We start from the raw sequence: 21,841 nt of genomic DNA on the forward strand, positions 1-21,841 counted from the left end.
GTCGCCCACATGTCCCTTCATCAAAACCAACAATGTCAAAGATCAACAACCGACAAACAAACCGGACAACCAACCCCTCCCCGATCCATAAACCGGGGGAAATGGTCATCCGCCTCTGTCAGCGACCAACCCAGCCTGCGAAAAACCGCAGCGCCGCGTCGGTGAAGGCGCATCTATGGGCGCCTCTTGATTCGGTCAACACCCTTTTTCGAAAAACTTTGCCGCGCCCTGGCGATCCCGGATCAGGACGGAGCGGCCAGCTGCGCTCAGCGCACCGCCTTGACGTCCTCGGCCTTGACCGGATCCTTGTAGCGGTTGCCGAAATGGGTCCGGACATAGTTGACCACGTCGGCCACCTGCTGGTCGGTCATCATCGCACCGACCGCCGGCATGCCGTTCTTGCCTTTGAGCACCACGTAGACCGGATAGCCGCTGGACATCAGGTTCTTGTTCGCCGCCAGGGCAGGATAGAACCCCGCCCCGGTGGACACTCCCTTGGCATCAGGCATGTGGCAGCCCGCGCAGACGCGGCGGTACATCTTCTCGCCATCCGGCTCGCTGAACTTGCTCATCGTGACGAAGGCACCATCGGCATCGCCCGGTTTGGAGCCCTGGCTGGCGAGCGCAGAGGCACTCATCGCCTCGCCTGCGCTCTGCGCCATGGCGCTCGCGGTGATGGCACCGGCGGCCAAGGTCGAGGCCACAGCGATAAGAAGGGTCTTGCTGGTCATCATGTCAGCCCGCCAATACGCGTTGATGCAACCGCCCGATCGCGTCGAGCGCCGAGGTGATGCCGCCTTCCTGCCAGCCGCCGACGTAAGAGGCATGCTCGCCGGCAAGGACGATCCGCCCATCGAGCTGGCACAGGTTCTTGTAGTGCTCTGCCCGGGTCTGCTCGGTCCAGATGCCGAAGCAGCCCTGGGTCCACGGCACCCGGTGCCAGCCTACTGCGATGCCGTTGGCGAACTCGTCCTTGTATTGGGGATGGATCTGCGCGCCCCACTCCAGCGCCCGCTGGACCCGTTCGGCCGGCGGCAGGGTGGTGAACTCGTAGGCGTAGGCGCCGTTGCTGTAGGCGGCCAGCAGCGTGCCGGGCCCCTTCGAACCGTAGCCGTAGCTGGGATAGGAGATCTGGGCGATCGGCAGGTCGGTGCTGGTGATCCCGCCGTAGATCTGTTCGTCCTGTTCCCAGAAGCGGCGCTTGAACTCGATCCCGACCTTGAGCCCGGGGAGATAGGGCACAGCATGGATCGCCGCATCGAGATCGGCGCCGACGTTCATCGGGATCTGGCTGAGGATGGACAGCGGGATGGTGCAGACGCACCAGTCGGCCGTGGCAGTCAGTTTCTGGCCCGTCTTGGTATCGAGATAGTCGACGGCAACGCCCTTCTCGCCCTGCTGGATCTTCGTCACCTTGCTGTTCAGCCGGACGAGATGCCCTGCGGCCCGCTCGAACCCCTTGGCCACCTGCTCCATCCCGCCGGCCGGTTGGAACATCGCCTGCTGATGATCGTAGGTGAGATTGCCGCCGATCGAGCGCCACAGCCGCGAGCGCAGCACGGTCTCGGTCGAGAGCGGCTCGGACGGAATCGGCTCGGCGGTGAGCCCGCCGCCGGGGTTCTTCTCCCAACCGCGCCGGCCACTCGAGGCCGCGCCCTTCACATAGCGCATGTCCTTGTCGAGCGCGCCCCAGCTGCGCAGCGATTCGAGCAGGAGTTCGCCGTCCTCCTTGGTCAGGGTATCGTCGAGTGCGCTCTTCTTGACTGCCTTGGCCAGCAACTCGCTGACGTGGCCATAGTAGTCCGCCTGGATATGGCGGTAGCGCTGGGGCTTGCCGCCGAAGGCCTGGGTCGAATGGAGATAGGCGTTGTAGTTCAGCTGCTGGAAGGTCTCGAGCTGCACGCCAAGCTCGTGGCAATAGTGCATCAGCCCGTAATGGTTGAACGGGATGCGCCACGGGCCCGGGTTGATGTAGTTCCCGGGCGAGAACTGGCAGACCTGCGTGGCCCCGCCGAGCTCGGTATAGGTGTCGCCACCCTTGAGCGTCCAGCTGCGGCCACCGATACGGTCATTGAACTCGAGCACCTGGACCTTGTAGCCGGCCCGGCTGAGCTCGAGCGCGGCGACCATGCCCGCGACGCCGGCGCCGAGGATCACCACCGAGGCGCCCTTGGCGTCGCCGTCGAGCTTGATCGGCCCCTTGAAGGGCGAGGCCGCAGCCTGGCCAAAGGTGCTCATCGCCATGTACATGGCGGTTGCGCCGGCGCTCTTGCCGATCAGTCCGAGCAGATCGCGCTTCGTCATCGCCGGCCCAAGGCCCTGCTGCAGCGTCCCGGACTGTTCGGTCATGGTATCGTCCTGTCGATCATGCGCCCCGACCCTCTGCGAAGCTCCGCCCGGCATCGGCGCTGATACCCGGGCTGTTGATACGCCGAACTGCGCATTCCCCCTTTCGGGCAGGTCGGCGTGCGCTCAGACCCGGCGCGTCGCCAGCACCGAAAGGCGCTTGGTAAAGGTGGTCGCGACCACCTCGTCGAGCACGGCGAAGGGCGCGCGGCCAAGCTGCACCAGCCGGTGGAACTGGCGCGGCTCGAAGCTCGCACCCGCCATCCGCCGGGCCAAGGCACGCAGGCGCTGCCATTCGGCCTGGCCGACCAGCCCCGCGCAGGCCTGGCCGGGGGCGGTGCAGAGACGTTCGACCTCGCGCTGCATTTCGGCGCGCGGACGCCCGGCGGTTTCGATCAGGTAGGCCAGCGCGGCATCGCGCGACCAGCGCCGGGCGTGCAGGCCGGTGTCGGCCACGGCCCGGGCCATGCGCAGCAGATGGTCGTGAAGATAGCCCGCCCGGCTGGCGGGATCGCCGGCATAGAACCCCTCGTCGTCGAGCACATGTTCGGCGTAGAGCGCCCAGCCCTCGGCATGGGCGCCGTAGCGGGTCCCGCGGCGCCGGATCGCCGGCAGTTCGCCGCTGCGCGGGCCACTGGCGGCTTCCCACAAGCGGGCGGGGATGCCCTCGCGCAGCGCCGTCGTCGCGATGGCATGGCGCGACCACCCGGCGGTCCGGACAACGTCGACATAGAGCGTCGTCCCGGCAGCAGCGCCCTCGACATAGACCGAGCCCATCGTCACGGCGAACCCGGCCGGCATCGGACTGACCGTACCGGGCACGGCGGGGAGCACGCCGAACAGCTCGGGCAGCATGGGACGGACCCGGTCGAGCGTGGCGGCGAAGCCGGTCAGCAGGGCGGCGCGCCCGGCCTGATCGTCGGCAAACCGCTCACGCGGGAGACGCGCCAGGGCGGTCATGCGATCGGCCAGCGCGCCCTGGGTCAGGCCGAGACCGCCCAGCACGGCCTCGAGCTCGGCGGTGAGCCGGGCGACCTGCTCGCGCCCAAGCGCATGGATCTCCTCGGGCGTCCGGGTGGTGGCGGTATGCCAGGCCAGCGCGTCGCGGTAGAACGATTCGCCCTCGCCCAGCGCCCAGACCCCGGCGGCGTCACCGGCCTGGCCGCGCGCCCTTTCGAGCGCGGCGATCTGGCGGTCGAGCGCGGGCTGGACGGCACGGTCGAGCAGGCCAGCCGCACGGGCCTGCCAATCGCCGCCGACCCCGGCAGTGCCAGCACGCTGCGCCAGCCCGGTGGCCAGCTGATCGGCCGCACCATCGCGCTGGCGCAGCGCACCGAGCTGGGCCAGCGTGGCCCCGATCAGATCTGCGGCCGGAACCACTCCCGCTGCCGCATCGCTGCGGAACGATTCGGTCGCAGCGTCCAGAGCGTGGGGGAAGGCCGCCAGCCGTTCGAGCCAAGCCTCGCAATCCGCCTTGCAGGCGACCGGATGGCGGGCATCGAGGAGCTCGGGGATGGCGCGGTGCGGCCCTGTCGCCGGGCTCAGGGCATAGGGTGCAACCGGCGCCCAGGCATCGCTGGCCGAGGCACCGAAGCGGTAGCGGGTGCCGAGGTCGGCGATCTTGCCGAAGTGGTCGAGCAGCACTGCCCGGTGGACCAGCGTCTGCTCCGGCAGGGCCGTGGCGTCGATCGCGGCAATGCGGCGCGCGGCCGACCGTGCCCAGTCCACCCAGTCCTCGCGCGCCTCGCGCGACCAGGGATCAAGCCGGGCGCGCAGTGGAGCATGGCGGCCGGTGTCGGCGCCGCAGGCGGTGGCGGTTTCGGGGAACCGGCGGAGCTGCTCGTCCCACAGGCGGTCCATCAGCCCGGTCAGCTGCTGCTCGGCAGGGGCCAGCGCGAAGGCCGGGGCCGCCGGGGTCAGCGTGGCCGAGACCGTCGCAGCTCCGGCGAGGAAGTGGCGGCGGTTGAGCGCGACGGTCATGCGCCGCACCCTTTCCTGTCCTGCCGTGCCGTCCTGCCTGCGCTTGCCACTGTTGGGTTCCACCCTGTTCTAGGGTGGCATGCATGCCGCGCTCCGCGCGCGCGGGACATGGCGCAAATTGCGTATAGGCGGGTCCTGTTCACGCCCGACCAGCCCGGACGGCGGCACACCACCGACCGGCTCTGCGGCAGCGCCGAGCCGGGTTCAGAGCGGCTGTCGGTTCAGTGGAAGCAGGTCAGAAGGACGCGGAGAGGCGGGTCGCACCCGATGGTGCCCGGCGCGCGGCGGCCCGCTTTGCCTGGGTCCGGGCCGCGCGCAAGTCGCCGCTGTCGTAGAGCTCAAGCGAAGTACCGGGCTGCCCCACCCCGTGCTGCTCGATGATCGCGGCCTTGAAGGCCTCGATCTCGGCCGGGTCCTCGATATGGGCGATCGACCAGCGGCCAACGATCGTTTCGTCAATGCTGTCGAGCAGGACGACGAAGCGACCGGACACGGTTTCCGCCAGCCGGGTGATGTTGAAGCCATCGGCCAGGAACCAGCGATGCCGGTCCCACGACAGGATCGGCCGCTCGCAATGGCGGCAGTAGCTCGTGAGGGTTCCGTCGTCTTCCTTGTACGGCCGCGCCTCGGGCATGTGGACCCGGGTGAACCAGCACTGCGTCAGAGCCTTCATGCGCCTGTTTCCGATTGAGCATTCCCTGCTTCTGGAAAACGGCGCAGCCGCCCGAAGTTTAACCCCGACGGTGCCGCGAACCGGACCTTCGCAGCCCCTTTCCGCACCCGCCTGTCAGAGCGGATTGCCGTCCTTGTCGCGGTAGATCTCGCGCCGGCCGACATGGTTGGCCGGGCCGACCAGCCCGTCGGCCTCCATGCGTTCGATCCATTTGGACGCGGTATTGTATCCCACCCCCATCTGGCGCTGGATCCAGCTGGCCGAGGCCTTCTGGCTTTCGAACACGAGCTGGCAGACCTGCCGGTACTTGCGCTCCTCCGGATTGTCCGAGGCGGTGGCATCCAGATCGTCGAAGCCGAAGGGGGAATCCTCGGGCTCTTCCGTGACCGAATCGACGTATTCGGGCTCGCCCTGGCTGCGCCAGTGGTCGGCGATCTTCTCCACCTCCTCGTCCGAGACGAACGGACCGTGGACGCGGCGGATCGGATCGGTGCTCGGCTTGTAGAGCATGTCGCCCTTGCCCAGCAGCTGTTCGGCGCCCTGTTCCCCCAGGATCGTGCGGCTGTCGATCCGGCTGGTCACCGCAAAGCTGATGCGGGTCGGCAGGTTGGCCTTGATCACGCCGGTGATGACGTCGACCGAGGGGCGCTGCGTGGCCATGATCAGGTGGATGCCCGCGGCGCGGCTCTTCTGCGACAGGCGCTGGATCAGCACCTCGATCTCCTTGCCGACCGTGACCATCAGGTCGGCCAGCTCGTCGACGATCACCACGATCTGCGGCAGCACCTGGTAATCGTACTGCTGGTCCTCGAACAGCTCCTCGCCGGTGTCGGGATCGAAGCCGATCGGGATGCGCTTGCCCAGCGGCTTGCCCTTGGCGATCGCGGCGCGGACCTTGTCGTTGAAGCCCGAGATGTTGCGCACGCTGATCTCGCTCATCATGCGGTAGCGCCGCTCCATCTCCTCGACCGCCCACTTGAGCGCGCGTACCGCCTTGGCCGGTTCGGTCACCACCGGCGAGAGCAGGTGCGGGATGTTGTCGTAGGACTTGAGCTCCAGCACCTTGGGATCGACCAGGATCATCCGGCACTGCGCCGGGGTGAGCCGGTAGAGCAGCGACAGCAGGATGCAGTTCAGACCCACCGACTTGCCCGAACCGGTGGTGCCCGCCACCAGCAGATGCGGCATCGTCGCAAGGTCTGCCACGATCGGCTCGCCGGCGATGTCCTTGCCCAGGATGATCGGCAGCAGGCCCTTGTGCGCGGCGAAGGTCTCGCTCGCCACCATCTCCTTGAAGCTCACCATCTGGCGGTCGGCGTTGGGCAGTTCGATGCCCATCACGGTGCGCCCCGGGATCGACGAGACGCGGGCGGAGATCGCGCTCATGTTGCGGGCGATGTCGTCGGCCAGGCCGATCACCCGGCTGGCCTTGATCCCCGGCGCGGGTTCCAGCTCGTACATGGTCACCACCGGGCCGGTGCGGACCGCGGTGATCTCGCCCTTGACGTTGAAATCGTCGAGCACGGTCTCGAGCAGGCGGGCGTTGCGCTCCAGCCCCAGCTTGTCGATCTTGGGCTGTGAATTGGGCGGCGGATCGGCCAGCAGGTCAAGCGGGGGCAGCTCGAACTTGTCGAACAGGTCGCCCTGCCGGCTCACGGCCGAAAGCTGGGCAGGCTTGATCGGACGGGTCGGATCGCTGATCTCGGGCGCGCGCCGCTCGGTGGTGGGCGAGGCGCCGGGGAGCGGCTCAGCCACGGCGGGCCGGCTCTCGCGGCGCGGCTCGGCCGGAGGGACGACAAGTCCCTGGTACTGGGCCACCGGCTGAACCCGGCGCGCCCGGCGCAACACGTGCGGCACGGTCAGCAGGCTGGCCCAGTCGAGCGCGAAGATGCGGCCGAGGATTATGCCCCCGGCCAACAGACAGGCCAGCGCCGCGGCCAGGATCGTCCAGCCGCGCGCCGCCTCGGGCAGGAAGGCGGCGAGGCCGCGCAGCGCCTTGGCGCCCAGCAGGCCCGACAGTCCGCCCATCCCGGCCGGGAGCGAACCGCCCGGGGCGGTGAAGGCAAGGCTCAGGACAGTACCGAGCAGGACCATGGCCAACAGCAGCCGGGGCATGGCGTGCCACCAGGCCCGCGAGGCAGCTCCCGGGGCCTCGGTGTCGTCCGCGTCCCGACCGGCGTCCACTTCGGCCAGTCGCCACAACCGGCGGCCGGAGACGAACAGCAGCGGCACCAGCAAAATCGCTACCGGACCGAACAGAAACAGCACCTGATCGGCAATCCAGGCGCCGGGACCGCCCATCCAGTTGAGCGGCTGGCCGCCGGCGGCGGTGGAGGCCGAGGGGTCGGTCTGGTGATAGGAGATGAGCGCGAGAGCCAGGAACAGCGCCGCCCCGAACAGCAGCAAGGCCAGTCCCAGCTCCGAGGCCCGGTGCAACGACCGGCGCAGCACGGCGCGCCAGCCCCCGCCCGCGGCGCGGCGGGGCGGCCCGCCCGGACCGAGTGCCTGAGTAGCCATGCTGCTTCGCCCTTCCTCCTGCGACGCGCCTTCATGCGCCTGCGGGTGACTCCTCGTCAAGAATCCTTGGGATTCCCGTGTGTTTTCAGGGTCGGCGGACAGCGCTGGCCAGCCCGTCGATCGCCGCCCAGCCGTGGCTGGGCAGGCGCCGGGCGCGGAGGCGGGTCATGCCGCCCAGCGCAATGGCCGGAACGGTGCTGGCCCGCGCGATCGCCAGCCAGCGCAACGGGCCAAGCCCCGGTGCCCCGGGATGGCTGCGGGTCGGAAACACCGGCGAAACCAGCACGGCATCGGCGCGCGCCCGCTGCGCCGCGGCCAGCTCGCGCAGCGAATGGACCGTGACCAGGCGCAACAGGTCCGGACCCGATGCCAGAAGCTCCGGCGGACCATAGCAGCCATCGGCCCCCAGCGCCCGTGCCGTCCGCGGCGCTCCGGCCCAGACCGCGACCAGCCCGCGGCGCCGGCACAGGCGGGCCAGCACCCGGAACCGGGCGGCACGGTCCGGCGCGGGCAGATGGTAATGGCGGAACACCAGTCCAGCGCCGCGCGGCAGCCGCTGCAGGGCGGACTCCAGCACGGCATCGGTCCGTGCGTCCGAGACGAGCCAGAGACAGGGGATGGTCAAGGGGGTCTGGCGCCTCGGCATGGGCACGCTATAGCGCGGCGCGATGGAACAGCCAGCCACCCCCTCGCCCGCCACACTCTTGGGCGATGTCCGCGCGCGGATCGCCGCGGCCGCCCGCATCGCCCGGCGCGATCCCGCAGAGATCGCCCTGATCGCTGTCAGCAAGACCCACCCGGCCGAGCGCATCGCCCCGCTGATCGCCGCCGGCCAGCGGTGCTTCGGCGAGAACCGGGTGCAGGAGGCGCAGGACAAGTGGCCGGCCCTGCGCGCGGCGCATCAGGGGATCGAGCTGCACCTGGTCGGCCAGCTGCAATCGAACAAGGCCGAGGATGCGGTGCGCCTGTTCGACTGCATCCATGCGCTCGACCGTCCCTCGCTGGTGACGGCGCTGGCCAAGGCGATGGACAGGGCCGGCCGCCGGGTGCCCTGCTTTGTCCAGGTCAACATCGGCGCCGAGCCGCAGAAGGGCGGCTGTGCGATCGCCGAGCTGCCGACCCTGCTGGCCACTGCGCGCGACGCCGACCTGCCGGTCATCGGCCTGATGTGCGTGCCACCGGCCGGGATCGAGGCCGCGCCATTCTTCGCCCTGCTCGACAAGCTGGCCGCCGACCACGGCCTGGCCGGGCGGTCGATGGGCATGAGCGACGATTTCGAGACCGCCGTGACGCTGGGCGCCACCCATGTGCGGGTGGGCTCGGCCCTGTTCGGAAGCCGTTGACCCGTCGTCGTCCCGGGCTCGACCCGGGGCGGGTGCCCGGATCACACCGACCTTGCGTCGACGAGGCTAGCGGTCCCGGCTTGGGGGCTGGGACGGCGGGCGTCCGATCGACGCTAACCTTGATGCTTTTCCAGCTCGTTGCCAGCCAGCGTCACGATATGCAGCAGGTTGGTCGAGCCCGGAGTGCCGAAGGGCACGCCTGCCAGCGTGATCAGCTTGGACCCGGCCGCGCCGAAGCCGTGGCGCAGGGCCATGCGCTTGCCCTTGGCGATCATCTCCTCGAACGAGCCGATGTCGCGGGTGTTCACGGCATGCGCGCCCCACAGCAGAGCCAGCTTGCGCGCGGTCTTGATCGACGGCGTGAGCACCAGCATCGGCACGGCAGGCCGCTCGCGCGCGACGCGGCGGGCGGTCGAGCCCGAGCCGGTGAAGACGATGATCCCGGCCAGCGTCACGGTCTCGGCGATCGTCGCGCTCGCCTGGGCCAGCGCATCGGCGGTGGTGGCGTCGGGGCGCACCGCGGTGAAGTGGACCCGCGCGGCATAGCCGGGGTCGGCCTCCACCTGCTTGCCGATGCGGTCCATGATCGTCACCGCCTCGACCGGCCAGGCCCCGCTGGCGGTCTCGGCCGAGAGCATCACCGCATCGGCGCCGTCATAGACCGCATTGGCCACGTCCGAGACCTCGGCACGGGTCGGTGCAGGGCTCTCGATCATCGATTCAAGCATCTGCGTGGCGACGATCACCGGCTTGCCCGAGCGGCGGGTCGCCTCGACGATCTTCTTCTGCAGCGGCGGCACCTCCTCGGGGTTCAGCTCGACCCCCAGATCGCCGCGCGCCACCATGATCCCGTCGGCCAGCTCGATGATCTCCTCGAGCCGGTCGAGCGCGGCGGGCTTCTCGATCTTGGCGACCAGCGCGCCATAGCCGCCCATCAGCTTGCGTGCCTCGGCCACGTCCTCGGGGCGCTGGACGAAGGACAGGGCGATCCAGTCAGCCTGGTGCTCCACCGCGAAGGCCAGATCGCGCCGGTCCTTCTCGGTCAGGGCGGGCACGGGCACCACCGCATCGGGCACGTTCACGCCCTTGCGGTCGGAAATGAAGCCGCCGACCTCGGCGGTGCACAGGATGCTGTCCGGCTCGGCCTTGATCACCCGGAGGCGCAGCTTGCCATCGTCGATCAGCAAGCGCTGGCCCTTCTGCAGCACGCCGAACAGCTCGGGGTGGGGCAGGCAAACGCGCTCGGCTGTGCCGGGCGTCGGATCACGATCGAGCGTGAAATGCGCGCCGTGGCGGATCAGCACCTTGCCCTCGGCGAAGGTCCCGACGCGCAGCTTGGGGCCCTGCAGGTCGCAAAGGATCGCGATCGGCCGGCCGAAGGTCTTTTCGGCGGCGCGGATGTTGGCGATCGTTTCGGCGTGGGTGGCGTGATCGCCGTGGCTCATGTTGACGCGGAACGCGTCGGCCCCGGCATGGAGCAGCCGCTCGATCATCTCCGGGCTCCGGCTGGCGGGCCCCAACGTGGCTAGAATCTTGACCTTGCGGCCGCGGTGATCTGTCTTCGCCACGTCTATGGTTCCTTCCGGTTGCCCGGTGCCCTATGCCAAGCCGACCGGAAAAACCCAAGGACTCTGACGGATGAGCTGTTCCGAAAATACGAATGCGCAGATCGGGGATCCCCTCGAGGCGCTGGACGACGCCCAGGCCGCCGCCGCCTTCCGCCGGCTGGTGCGCCACCTGCGCCACCGCCACGATGCCCAGAACATCGACCTCATGGGATTGGCCGGGTTCTGCCGCAACTGCCTGGCGGACTGGATCGTCGAGGCCGGGGCCCCGCTGGACAGGGCGGCCGCGCGCGAGGTGATCCACGGCATGCCCGCCGCCGAGTGGAAGGCCCGCTTCCAGACCGAGGCCACGCCCGAGCAGCTCGCCCGGATGGAGGCCAGCCTGCAGCGCAACGCGGTTTCCTGATCCCCAACCGCGAGCCCTCCCCAGCATCCGGTATGCCCCAGATCCGTCGTGCCCCAGATCCGTCAGGCCAGCGCAGGCTGGCATCTTCGCTGGCGAGCCGCCGCAGGTGGACCCGTCCCGCGCATCGGCGCGCCCCCTCGACTAGGCGCCATCCGGAGAGGGATCCCGGCCTGCGCCGGGATGACCCAGCCTCTCGTGCGGCGAGACGACCTGCCCCGGGCGCTCTGGCAGACACCGGGCCGCAACGATTTCCACAGGCGGCGCTTTGCCCGAATCCCCCGGCCCGGCTATCGGCCCGCAACCGATTCCTTTGCCTAACCGGAGAGACCATTCATGGCCGATGCCGCCGACGATCGCCTGCGCCTGCTGATTGAGCGTGTGGAGCGCCTGGAAGAAGAGAAGAAGGGCATCCAGGACGACATCAAGGATGTGTACGCCGAGGCCAAGGCCACCGGCTACGACGCCAAGATCATGCGCCAGATCATCCGCCTGCGGAAGCTGAAGCCCGACGACCGCCGCGAGATGGAACTGCTGCTGGAAACCTACAAGAACGCGCTGGGCATCGAATGATCCGCCGCGCCCGGACCGGCACCCCGGTCCGGGCGCCGATCGCAACCGGGGCCCGACCGTGAGCGGGTCTCAGCCCCCGATTGCCGGAACGGCCTGCCTGCGCTAGGGGCGGCGCAATCGCCGCAACCAGCAGCAGAAGAACCATGGCAGGCCATTCCAAATTCAAGAACATCATGCACCGCAAGGGCGCGCAGGACAAAAAGCGCTCGGCGATGTTTTCCAAGCTCAGCCGCGAAATCACCGTGGCCGCCAAGATGGGCATGCCCGATCCGGACATGAACCCGCGCCTGCGCGCCGCGGTCAACGCGGCCAAGGCCCAGTCGATGCCCAAGGACAACATCCAGCGCGCGATCGACAAGGCCAGCAAGGGCGACGGCGAGAACTATGAGGAAGTGCGCTACGAAGGCTATGGCCCGGGCGGCGTGGCCCTGATCGTCGAGGCGCTGACCGACAACCGCAACCGCACCGCGACCAACGTCCGCACCGCCTTTTCCAAGAACGGCGGCAATCTTGGCGCCAGCGGCGCGGTCAGCCATGGCTTCGAGCGGCTCGGCCTGATCGAGTACCCCGGCAAGGTGGGCGACGAGGACAAGGTGCTCGAGGCCGCGATCGAGGCGGGCGCCGACGACGTCGAGAGCGACGGCGAGAGCCACTCGATCTGGGTCTCGGTCGAGAACCTGCACCCGGTCGCACGCGAGCTGGAAAAGGTGCTGGGCGAGGCCGAGGCGGTCAAACTGGCGTGGAAGCCCAGTCTCAAGACCGACGTCGACGAGGAAACCGCGCGCAGCCTGCTCAAGCTGATCGACACGCTCGACGACGACGACGACGTCCAGACCGTCTGGGGCAACTACGAGATCTCCGACGAAGTGATGGAGAAGCTGGGTTGAACCAGCGGTCGGCCTCGCGCTGCGCCGGGGCGGCCTGACCATGGCCTGGCGCGCGGCGCTGGGCGATCTCGTCCGACCTGCCGCGCTGCTCGCCGGCAGCCTGGTCGAGGCCGTGGCCCTGCTGGCGCCGCCCGAGGCCGAGCTGGGCGAAACCGCCGATCGCCCGTGCGATGCCTGGTTCTGACCGGGTGGACCCCGCGCGGTGATCATCCTCGGCGTCGATCCGGGTCTGACCTGCACCGGCTGGGGCCTGGTGGCCAAGGCCGGGAGCCGGCTGTCGCACGTCGCCAATGGCCAGATCCGCACCGATGCCAAGCTGTCCATGGCCGAACGGCTGGTCCAGCTCGATGCCGAGCTGACCGACATGATCCTGCGCCACCGGCCGGACAGCGGCGCGGTCGAGGAGGTGTTCGTCAACGTCAATCCGCAGTCGACCCTCAAGCTGGGGCAGGCGCGCGGGGTGGCCATGCTCAGCCTGGCGCGCAGCGGCATGCCGGTGGCGGAATACTCGACCAAGGTCATCAAGAAGGCGCTGGTCGGGACCGGCGGGGCGGAGAAGCACCAGATCCAGGCCATGCTCAAGGTGCTGCTGCCCGGCGTTGCCCTGGCCGGCGAGGACGCCGCCGATGCCCTGGCCGTGGCGATCACCCATGCCAACATGCTGGGCAGCCACCGCTGACACGGGCGAACTTCACCAAGATCACACGTGTGCGCAAGGCACAGTGAAGTTTGCCCGCGCCCGAAGGTCCGACGACAAGAAGACGATAAGAAAGAGCCGCGCGCAGTGTGACACGGGGCAGGCCTGTAGGACAGGGGGCAACCCCCGCTTGCCCCGCGGACCGTTCCCTGCCAAAGGAACAAACCATGATCGCCAAGCTCACCGGCCTCCTCGACGATTTCGGCGCCGACTGGGCGGTGATCGACGTGGGCGGGGTGGGCTATCTGGTGTTCTGCTCGGCCCGTACGCTGAGCCACCTCGGCCTGCGCGGCGATCGCTGCACGGTCTTCACCCAGCAGCAGGTAAGCGAGACCGACATCCGCCTGATCGGCTTCGCCTCCGCGGCCGAGCGCGACTGGTTCCGCCTGCTCACCGCGATCCAGGGGGTGGGCAGCAAGGTCGCCCTCGCGATCCTCTCGGCGCTGACCACCGAAGAACTCCAGCGCGCCTGCGCCGGGGGCGACAGCGCCATGGTGGCGCGCGCCAACGGGGTGGGGCCCAAGCTGGCCACCCGCATCGTCAACGAGCTGAAGGACCGCGCTGGCGCCCTGCCCACCGCCCCGGGCGCCGCCGCCGTAGCCAGCGCGCCTGCCGGTACGCCGGGCAACGATGCGGTCTCGGCGCTGCAGAACCTGGGCTTCAAGCCGCAGGTCGCGGCCGATGCCGTGGCCCGCGCCATCGACGAGCTGGGCGAGGATGCGGGGCTGAACGACCTGATCCGGGTGGCGCTGAAGCGGGCGGCCGGGTGAGTTTGACAGATCTTATTGATCTTATGTGGTCAGATGGTAAGTTTACAAAGATTGCTATGGATCCGATTACCAACCCCTATGCGCCGGGCGCTGGCAGCCAGCCGCCCGAATTGGCGGGACGCGATGACGTCCTGAACAGAACACGCGTCACGCTTGGCCGGATCAAGCACGGCCGGCCCGCCAAGAGCTTCATGCTGGTGGGCCTACGCGGGGTTGGCAAAACAGTCCTGCTCAACAGAATTCAGGAGATATCCGAAGAGGCCGGCTATATCTCCGCGATGGTGGAAACACCCGAGAACAAGTCGCTTCCCGAAGTGCTATTGCCCTGCCTGAGGCGCATCCTGCTGCAGCTCGACACCAAGGAACGCGTCAACGAGGTCGTGAAGCGAAGCCTGATGATCCTCAAGGGGTTTGCCAATGCGCTCAAGGTGTCGGTGGGTGAGATTGAATTCGGCCTCACGATCGAGCCAGCGCCCGGGATTGCCGACAGCGGCGACTTGGATGCAGACCTGCCCGATCTGTTCGAGGCTGTCGGTCATGCAGCCAAGGCCCGCGGCACGGCCGTGGCCCTGATCATCGATGAAATGCAGTACATCGCGGAGGCCGAGTTCAGTGCCTTGATCATGGCCGTGCATAGGCTGTCCCAGCGGCAACTCCCCGTGGTGGTAATCGGTGCCGGCTTGCCACAGCTTGTTGGTCTGGCCGGCAAGTCGAAGTCCTATGCCGAGCGGTTGTTCGACTATCCCCAAATAGGGCCTCTGAATGACGCCGATGCCCGTGCGGCGTTGATCGAACCGGCAACCCGCGAAGGTGCCGCCTACGAGGACGGGGCGGTCGACAAGGTCCTGGCGCTGACCAAGGGTTACCCCTACTTCATCCAGGAATGGGGGTATCACGGCTGGAACACCGCCCGTCAGTCGCCCATCACCCCATCCGACATCGAACTGGCCACGCGCACCGCGGTCGCCAGCCTCGACGAGAGCTTTTTCAGGGTTCGGTTCGACCGTCTAACGCCGCGAGAGAAGGCCTACATGTTTGCGATGGCGGCCTTGGGTCCGGGCCCCCATCGATCGGGAGACATCGCGGCGGGGCTCAGGGTCGCGGTCGAGAGTGTCGCGCCTCTGCGCAGTTCGCTCATCAGAAAGGGGATGGTCTACAGCCCGGCCCATGGCGATACGGCCTTTACGGTGCCGATGTTTGACGAGTTCCTGAAACGTCAGCAAAGCCTGACATGACCGACAACCCCCTCCTCACCCCCCAGCGCCAGGCCGAGGATGCCGACGCCGCGCTGCGACCCAAGACGCTGGCGGAATTCGTCGGCCAGGCGGCGGCCAAGGACAACCTGCGCGTGTTCATCGAAAGCGCGCGCAGCCGGCGCGAGGCGATGGACCATGTCCTGTTCTTCGGCCCGCCGGGGCTGGGCAAGACCACGCTGGCGCAGATCGTGGCCCGAGAGCTGGGCGTGGGGTTTCGCGCCACTTCGGGGCCCGTGATCGCCAAGGCGGGCGATCTGGCCGCGCTGCTGACCAACCTTGAGCACGGCGACGTGCTGTTCATCGACGAGATCCACCGGCTCAATCCGGTGGTCGAGGAGGTGCTCTATCCGGCGATGGAGGACCGCGCGCTCGATCTGATGATCGGCGAAGGCCCCTCGGCGCGCTCGGTGCGGATCGACCTGCCGCCCTTCACCCTGATCGGGGCGACGACCCGGCAGGGCCTGCTGCAGACCCCGCTGCGCGACCGCTTCGGCATCCCGGTGCGACTGCAGTTCTACAGCGTGGACGAGCTGGAGCGGGTGGTCACCCGCGGCGCCGGGCTGCTCGGCATCGGCATCGATCCGGGCGGCGCCACCGAGATCGCCCGCCGCGCCCGCGGCACGCCCCGGGTGGCCGGACGGCTGCTGCGCCGGGTGCGCGACTTCGCCCACGTCGCCGGGGCCGAGACGATCACGCGGGCCATCGCCGACGATTCGCTGACCCGGCTGGAGGTCGATGCGATCGGGCTCGACGCGCAGGATCGCCGCTATCTCCGCATGATCGCCGAGATCTACAAGGGCGGCCCGGTCGGGGTGGAGACCTTGGCCGCGGGCCTGTCCGAACCGCGCGACACGATCGAGGAGGTGGTCGAGCCCTACCTGATCCAGCTGGGCCTGGTGGCGCGCACCGCGCGCGGGCGCTGCCTCAACGACCGCGGCTGGCAGCATCTGGGGATGACCCCGCCCGGCGGGTCGATCGGCACCCTGTTCGACCAGCCCGACTGACCGGCCCGACTGACCGGCTCCCCTGACCGGCCTGCACGGCAGGCCGGCCGGCGCGCGCCGCCAAGGGTAAGCGTCACGATAGGATTTCGGGGCTTTCGGTACCAAGCCGGGACAGCTTCCCGGCCAAGTCCTGACCGGGGGGCCGAATCCGCATTTTGGGACGCAGAGAATCGGTTAACACGATTGTCGTAGCGGTTTGTCTCTGCGTTTCTGCCAGCGGGGCAAAGGCGCGCCGGGGTTGGCCCATCCGGCCCCGGCGCCACTCCGGCCCCCCAGGTCAATAGAGAGAACCCTATGTCGGTACGGACGGCCATTGCCAAACTCGCTGCCTTCGCGGCTGGCGGCGCGCTGATCGGCGGCGGCGCGGTGCACGTGGCCGAGGCCCCCAGCAGCGCGCGGCCGCAGTACGTCAAGCACGCCAAGGTGGCCGCGCCGAGCAAGATCGTCCGGGTGCACCGCCGCGTTGCTGCGGCGCCGCGCAAGGTCAAGCGCATCCGCCGGGTGATCACCCGTACCACCACGACCACCACCGACCCCGTGCCACAGCTGGCGATGGCGGCGGTGCCGATGATGCCCCCCCTGCCCCCGGCGCCCTCGGGCGGCGGCAGCACGCCGGTGGTGATCGGCGGCGGCTTCGGCGGCGGCGGCTTCGGCGGCGGGTTCTTCGGCGGGTTCTTTGGCGGCGGTGGCGGGGGCGGCGGCGGCTCGGTCGTGGTCACCTCGACCAGCACCGGTTCGACCAGCACCTCGGGCGGCTCGACCTCGAGCTCGGGCGGATCGAGCTCGAGCTCGACCTCGGGCGGGTCGACCAGCACCTCGTCCGGCAACATCTCGACCTCGACCAGCACCTCGTCCGGCAACGTGTCGACCTCGTCGGGCGCGGTCTCGACCTCGACCTCGACCAGTTCGGGCAATGTCTCGACCTCGTCCGGGAGCGTGTCGACCAGCTCGGGGAACGTCAGCTCGTCGTCCGGCAACGTGTCCTCGTCTTCGGGGAACGTGTCCTCGTCCTCGGGTAACGTGTCCTCGTCCTCGGGTAACGTGTCGACCAGCTCGGGGAACGTGTCGACCTCGTCGGGCAATGTCACCAGCAGCAGCTCGACCAGCACCTCGTCGGGCAACGTGTCGACCAGCAGCTCGACCTCAAGCTCCACGAGCAGCTCGACCAGCTCGTCGACCTCGTCGTCCACATCCTCGTCGACCTCGTCTTCGACATCGTCTTCCACGTCGTCGTCGACCTCGACGGGTGGCTCGACCAGCACCTCGTCGACCACCAGCTCGACCGGCGGCACCGAAGTGCCCGCCCCGCCGATGCTGCTGCTCTTCGGCGCCGGGGCCGCTGCCCTGGTGGCGCGCCGCAGGCTGGCCCGCAAGGCGGCCTGAGCCGACTTACCGGTAACCGTCTAAAGGCCCCGGGTTTCCGGGGCCTTTCCCGTTGGCGGCGCAATCGCCGGCCAACCCGGGTGCGCGAACGGAAGCTGGGCCCGGGATCAGGCCCGGGGCGAGGATGCAGAGGGGCCGTGGCGGGGTGGCGTGACGGGGATCGACGGAATCCTTCCCGGGCCGGCGTCCACGAAAAAGGGCGGCCCGGCAGGACCGCCCCCTTCGCCGGCGCTGCGCGGCGGGCTTATGCAGCCAGCTTGCGCAGCACGTAGTGGAGGATCCCGCCGTTCATGAAGTACTCCACCTCGTTGGCGGTATCGATCCGGCACAGCGCGGTGAAGCTGAAGGTCGAGCCGTCCTTGCGGGTGACCTGAACCTCCACGTCCTGGCGCGGCTGCAGGTTGGCGACGCCCCGAATCGTGAAGCTGTCGTCGCCCGTCAGGCCCAGCGAGGTGCGGCTCTCGCCCTCCTTGAACTGCAGCGGCAGCACGCCCATGCCGACCAGGTTCGAGCGGTGGATGCGCTCGAAGCTCTCGACGATCACCGCGCGCACGCCCAGCAGGTTGGTGCCCTTGGCCGCCCAGTCGCGCGACGAGCCGGTGCCGTATTCCTTGCCGGCGATCACCACCATGGCGGTGCCATCGGCCTTGTGCTTCATCGCCACGTCATAGACCGCGCCGACCTCGTCGCCGTAGCGGCTCATCCCGCCCTCGATGCCCGGCACCATCTCGTTCTTGATGCGGATGTTGGCGAAGGTGCCGCGCATCATCACCTCGTGATGGCCGCGGCGCGCACCATACGAGTTGAAGTCGGCCTTGCTGACCTGGTGTTCCATCAGCCACTGGCCCGCCGGGCTGTCGGCCTTGATCGAGCCGGCCGGGCTGATGTGGTCGGTGGTGATCGAATCGCCCAGGATCAGCAGCGGCTTGGCCGCGATGATGTCGTTCACCGGGGCCGGGGTCATCTCCATGCCCTCGAAGTAGGGCGGGTTGGCGACATAGGTGCTGCCCGCGCGCCACGAATAGGTTTCCGAACCGGTGACGTCGATCGCCTGCCAGTGCTGATCGCCCTTGTACACGTCGGCATAGCGCGCCTGGAACATGGCGCGGTCCATGCAGCCGGCCATCGTGGTGAAGACCTCGTCGTTGGTCGGCCAGATGTCCTTCAGGTAGACGTCGACGCCGTCCTTGCTCTGCCCGATCGGGGTGGTGGTGAAGTCCTCGACCACCGTGCCCTTCAGCGCATAGGCCACCACCAGCGGCGGGCTGGCGAGGAAGTTGGCGCGCACGTCGGGGCTGACACGGCCCTCGAAGTTGCGGTTGCCCGAGATCACCGCCGCGGCGACCAGGCCGTTCTCGTTGATCGCCTTGCTGATCGGCTCGGCCAGCGGGCCCGAATTGCCGATGCAGGTGGTGCAGCCATAGCCGACCAGGTTGAAGCCGATGTTGTCGAGGTGCTGCTGCAGCCCGGCGCGCTCGAGATAGTCGGTGACCACCTGCGAGCCCGGGGCGAGCGAGGTCTTGACCCAGGGCTTGGGCTTCAGGCCCAGCGCGTCGGCCTTCTTGGCGACCAGCCCGGCGGCGACCAGCACGCCCGGGTTCGAGGTGTTGGTGCACGAGGTGATCGCCGCGATCGTCACGTCGCCGTCGCCGATGGTGAAGTCCTTGCCCTCCACCGGCACGCGGGCATAGGTCTTCTTGTAGGTGTTCGCCATGTCGGCGTTGAACACGTCGTCGACCTCGGGCAGCGAGACGCGGTCCTGCGGACGCTTCGGCCCGGCGAGCGAGGGCACCACGGTCGACAGGTCCAGCTCGAGCGTCGAGGTGAAGACCGGCTCGACCGCGGGGTCGATCCAGAAGCCCTGCTCCTTGGCATAGGCCTCGACCAGCGCGATCTGCGCTTCCTCGCGCCCGGTCAGGCGCAGGTAGTCGAGCGTCTTGTCGTCGACCCCGAAGAAGCCGCAAGTCGCGCCGTATTCGGGCGCCATGTTGGCCAGGGTGGCGCGATCGGCCAGGGTCAGGCCGGCCAGGCCGGGACCGTAGTATTCGACGAAGCGGCCGACCACGCCGTGCTTGCGCAGCATGTTGGTGCAGGTCAGCACGAGGTCGGTGGCGGTGACGCCTTCCTGCAGCTCGCCGGTGAAGCGGAAACCGACCACTTCGGGGATCAGCATCGAGACCGGCTGGCCAAGCATCGCCGCCTCGGCCTCGATCCCGCCGACGCCCCAGCCCAGCACGCCGAGGCCGTTGACCATCGTGGTGTGCGAATCGGTCCCGACGCAGGTGTCGAAATAGGCCACGGTGGCGCCGGACTGGTCCTGGCTGGTCCACACGGTCTGGGCGATGTGCTCGAGGTTGACCTGGTGGCAGATGCCGGTGCCCGGGGGCACGGCATAGAAGTTGGCGAGCGACTTGGAGCCCCACTTGAGGAAGTCATAGCGCTCCATGTTGCGCTGGTACTCGATCTCGACGTTCTGCTCGAAGGCCTTGGGGTGGCCGAACTCGTCGACCATGACCGAGTGGTCGATCACCAGGTTGACCGGGACCAGCGGATTGATCTTGCTGGTGTCGCCGCCCAGCTTGGCGATCGCGTCGCGCATCGCGGCCAGGTCGACCACGCAGGGCACGCCGGTGAAGTCCTGCAGCAGCACGCGGGCCGGGCGGTACTGGATCTCGCGGCTCGAGCTGGGATCCTTCTGCCAGTCGGCCAGGGCCTGGATATCGTCGGTCGAGACGGTGAAGCCGCCGTCCTCGAAGCGCAGCAGGTTCTCGAGCAGGACCTTCATCGAGAAGGGCAGGCGGGAAACGTCGCCGATCGTCTGGCTCGCCTTGCGCAGCGAGTAATAGGCGAAGTCCTTGCCGCCCACCGAGAGCGTGGCGCGGGTACCGAGCGTGTCCTGTCCGACCTGGGTCATGTCTGCGAAGTTCCCCCTTGGAGGCTGGGTTTGCCGCGCCGCTGCGCCCGCGAAGGGGACCGGCGCGGATGACTGAGTCGGGCCGCCGATGCGCGTTCGCGGGCGCAACGTCAAGCCTTGCTAAGGTCGAGCCCCGCGCGAATCGGCGGTTCCCGGCGGTGCGCTCTCACGGCGGCAGGGCGGCGGCCCGGTCCGCGGCCGGGGCCGCCCGCCGCGTCCCCAGCCAGACCCCGCCGAGGATCAGCGCCAGCCCGGCAAGGGTCCAGCCGGTGACCGGCTCGGCGAACCACAGCCAGCCCATCAGCGCCGACCAGAGGAAGGCGGTGTATTCGACCGGGACCAGCCGCTGCGCCTCGGCCCGCGCATAGGCCCACGACAGCAGCATCAGCGAGGTCGACGAGAGCAGCGCGGCGCCGAGGATATCGGGCCAGGCCCCGGCAACCGGCACCAGCATGGCGGCGAGCGTGACCTCCACCGTTCCGGGCGGGTCTCCGGCCAGGACTGCCGACCCGGCCGCGACCAGCGGCGCGGCCAGTCCCAGCACCAGCGCGATCATCACGTTCTGCGACAGCGCCACCTCGAGCGGGCTGGCCACCTGCGCCTGCTGGCGCTGGATGATGAGGTTCCAGGCATAGAGCACGGCCGAGAGCAGGATCGAGGCGATGCCCCAGGCCGCATGAGGCCGCGGCGCCGGCTCGCCCAGCCGGCCCCAGGCAATCACCAGCACGCCGGCCAGCCCGATCAGCGCCGCGCCCACCGCCGCCCGGCGGACCTGCTCGCCAAGGACCAGCGCGGCGAGGCCGAGCGCGATCAGCGGCGCGATGAACGAGATGGCGATGCCCTCGGCCAGCGGGATGATGACCACGCCGTAGAAGAAGCTGCTGGCCATGCCCGAGGCAAGGAGGCCGCGCAGCACATGCAGGCGCAGCACGGGCCCGGCCGGCCAACGGCCACCGCGCAGCCGCCAGACCGGCGCGAGCACCAGCGCGCCGGCCACGCTGCGCGCGAACAGCGCCGGCCAGACCCCGCCCGCCAGCGAGGCCCGCTTCATCAGCGCGTCCATCAGCGTGAACAGCGCGATGCCCACCACGGCGGCCAGCACCGGCGCGAGGGCGGTGGGGGAGGGCGCGGGGCGGGCGAGGGCAGGCGACGGGACGGTCATCCCCCCGCCTTACCCGGGCGCTGCCTCCGCGTCATCCCGGGGGCGGGACGATCGCGCCGGGTGGGGGACCATCACCGGCAATTCATCGCCGCGACAGGTGGAATGCTTGATGGTGCCGGGCGAAAGGGGCATGAACCGGACCACGCCATCCGCGGCGTCGGCTCGGGCCGGCCCGCTGGATCTGAACAGGGTTTGATGTGATCCGTACCATGCGCCTTGCCGGCTCGCCGTTCGTCCTTGCCGCGCTGCTGACCACCGTGCCGGCCCTGGCGCAGAGCACGGCGCCGGCGGCGCGCGCCGCCGCGCCCCGCGCCGCACCGGCGGCAGCGGCCCCGACCACCCCGGCCGCGACCACCCCGGTCCCGGCC

Annotated in this window: 19 protein-coding genes; 10 read left to right on the top strand and 9 right to left on the bottom strand. The window is 69.2% G+C overall.

Going from position 1 to position 21,841, the window contains the following annotated elements; genetic code table 11:
* Window positions 1-266: 266 nt before the first annotated feature.
* The 6 genes from H7F53_RS16615 to H7F53_RS16640 form a co-directional block, all read right to left on the bottom strand.
* A complete protein-coding gene (locus tag H7F53_RS16615; RefSeq protein ID WP_221773788.1) occupies window positions 267-731 on the bottom strand; it encodes a c-type cytochrome in 465 nt (154 codons plus the stop codon).
* A gap of 4 nt (window positions 732-735) precedes the next feature.
* Window positions 736-2,349 (bottom strand): flavin monoamine oxidase family protein, encoded by a 1,614-nt coding sequence (locus H7F53_RS16620; protein WP_246438964.1) that lies wholly within the window; start codon window positions 2,347-2,349, stop codon window positions 736-738.
* 123 nt (window positions 2,350-2,472) lie between these two features.
* Window positions 2,473-4,326: a DUF885 domain-containing protein gene (locus tag H7F53_RS16625; RefSeq protein ID WP_185680635.1), complete on the bottom strand. Its 1,854-nt coding sequence runs from the start codon at window positions 4,324-4,326 to the stop codon at window positions 2,473-2,475.
* 235 nt (window positions 4,327-4,561) lie between these two features.
* Entirely contained in the window at window positions 4,562-4,999 is a 438-nt protein-coding gene (locus H7F53_RS16630; protein ID WP_185680636.1) for a hypothetical protein, read from the bottom strand.
* Between the two features lie 114 nt (window positions 5,000-5,113).
* A complete protein-coding gene (locus H7F53_RS16635) occupies window positions 5,114-7,516 on the bottom strand; it encodes an FtsK/SpoIIIE family DNA translocase (protein WP_185680637.1) in 2,403 nt (800 codons plus the stop codon).
* 85 nt (window positions 7,517-7,601) lie between these two features.
* Complete coding sequence (locus H7F53_RS16640) at window positions 7,602-8,141, bottom strand: thiamine phosphate synthase (protein ID WP_343062121.1); 540 nt, start codon at window positions 8,139-8,141, stop codon at window positions 7,602-7,604.
* Window positions 8,142-8,184: 43 nt separating this feature from the next.
* Here H7F53_RS16640 and H7F53_RS16645 point away from each other — a divergent pair, with 43 nt between their 5' ends.
* The gene (locus H7F53_RS16645; RefSeq protein WP_185680639.1) at window positions 8,185-8,859 is read left to right on the top strand and encodes a YggS family pyridoxal phosphate-dependent enzyme; all 675 of its coding nucleotides are present in this window, start codon (window positions 8,185-8,187) and stop codon (window positions 8,857-8,859) included.
* Between the two features lie 113 nt (window positions 8,860-8,972).
* Here the strand turns inward: H7F53_RS16645 and pyk are convergent, their stop codons facing one another.
* Entirely contained in the window at window positions 8,973-10,427 is a 1,455-nt protein-coding gene (gene pyk / locus H7F53_RS16650) for a pyruvate kinase (RefSeq protein WP_185680640.1), read from the bottom strand.
* 70 nt (window positions 10,428-10,497) lie between these two features.
* Between pyk and H7F53_RS16655 the strand changes: the two genes are divergently transcribed.
* The 9 genes from H7F53_RS16655 to H7F53_RS16695 all read left to right on the top strand — a co-directional run bounded on the left by H7F53_RS16655 (window position 10,498) and on the right by H7F53_RS16695 (window position 17,397).
* Entirely contained in the window at window positions 10,498-10,830 is a 333-nt protein-coding gene (locus H7F53_RS16655) for a DUF1244 domain-containing protein (protein WP_185680641.1), read from the top strand.
* 333 nt (window positions 10,831-11,163) lie between these two features.
* On the top strand, window positions 11,164-11,400 hold the full coding sequence (locus tag H7F53_RS16660) for a DUF2312 domain-containing protein (protein ID WP_185680642.1): 237 nt from the start codon (window positions 11,164-11,166) through the stop codon (window positions 11,398-11,400).
* A 143-nt stretch (window positions 11,401-11,543) separates the two neighbouring features.
* Window positions 11,544-12,287 carry a YebC/PmpR family DNA-binding transcriptional regulator gene (locus H7F53_RS16665; RefSeq protein WP_185680643.1) on the top strand — a complete coding sequence of 248 codons (744 nt, stop codon included), beginning with the start codon at window positions 11,544-11,546 and terminating at the stop codon, window positions 12,285-12,287.
* Window positions 12,288-12,327: 40 nt separating this feature from the next.
* Window positions 12,328-12,471, top strand: coding sequence for a hypothetical protein (locus tag H7F53_RS16670; protein WP_185680644.1), 144 nt, complete (start codon window positions 12,328-12,330; stop codon window positions 12,469-12,471).
* An 18-nt stretch (window positions 12,472-12,489) separates the two neighbouring features.
* Entirely contained in the window at window positions 12,490-12,966 is a 477-nt protein-coding gene (ruvC, locus tag H7F53_RS16675) for a crossover junction endodeoxyribonuclease RuvC (RefSeq protein WP_185680645.1), read from the top strand.
* Window positions 12,967-13,151: 185 nt separating this feature from the next.
* A complete protein-coding gene (gene ruvA, locus H7F53_RS16680; RefSeq protein ID WP_185680646.1) occupies window positions 13,152-13,754 on the top strand; it encodes a Holliday junction branch migration protein RuvA in 603 nt (200 codons plus the stop codon).
* A gap of 56 nt (window positions 13,755-13,810) precedes the next feature.
* Complete coding sequence (locus H7F53_RS16685) at window positions 13,811-14,989, top strand: AAA family ATPase (protein ID WP_185680647.1); 1,179 nt, start codon at window positions 13,811-13,813, stop codon at window positions 14,987-14,989.
* Window positions 14,986-16,014 (top strand): Holliday junction branch migration DNA helicase RuvB, encoded by a 1,029-nt coding sequence (gene ruvB, locus H7F53_RS16690; protein ID WP_185680648.1) that lies wholly within the window; start codon window positions 14,986-14,988, stop codon window positions 16,012-16,014. The genes H7F53_RS16685 and ruvB overlap by 4 nt, the downstream gene beginning before the upstream one ends.
* Before the next feature lie 294 nt (window positions 16,015-16,308).
* On the top strand, window positions 16,309-17,397 hold the full coding sequence (locus H7F53_RS16695; RefSeq protein WP_185680649.1) for a PEP-CTERM sorting domain-containing protein: 1,089 nt from the start codon (window positions 16,309-16,311) through the stop codon (window positions 17,395-17,397).
* A gap of 244 nt (window positions 17,398-17,641) precedes the next feature.
* Here the strand turns inward: H7F53_RS16695 and acnA are convergent, their stop codons facing one another.
* Both acnA and H7F53_RS16705 read right to left on the bottom strand, forming a co-directional pair.
* Complete coding sequence (gene acnA / locus H7F53_RS16700) at window positions 17,642-20,311, bottom strand: aconitate hydratase AcnA (RefSeq protein ID WP_185680650.1); 2,670 nt, start codon at window positions 20,309-20,311, stop codon at window positions 17,642-17,644.
* Between the two features lie 166 nt (window positions 20,312-20,477).
* Window positions 20,478-21,473: a DMT family transporter gene (locus H7F53_RS16705; RefSeq protein WP_185680651.1), complete on the bottom strand. Its 996-nt coding sequence runs from the start codon at window positions 21,471-21,473 to the stop codon at window positions 20,478-20,480.
* Window positions 21,474-21,841 lie beyond the last annotated feature (368 nt).

Source organism: Novosphingobium piscinae (assembly GCF_014230355.1).
In the GTDB taxonomy this organism is placed as follows: domain Bacteria; phylum Pseudomonadota; class Alphaproteobacteria; order Sphingomonadales; family Sphingomonadaceae; genus Novosphingobium; species Novosphingobium piscinae.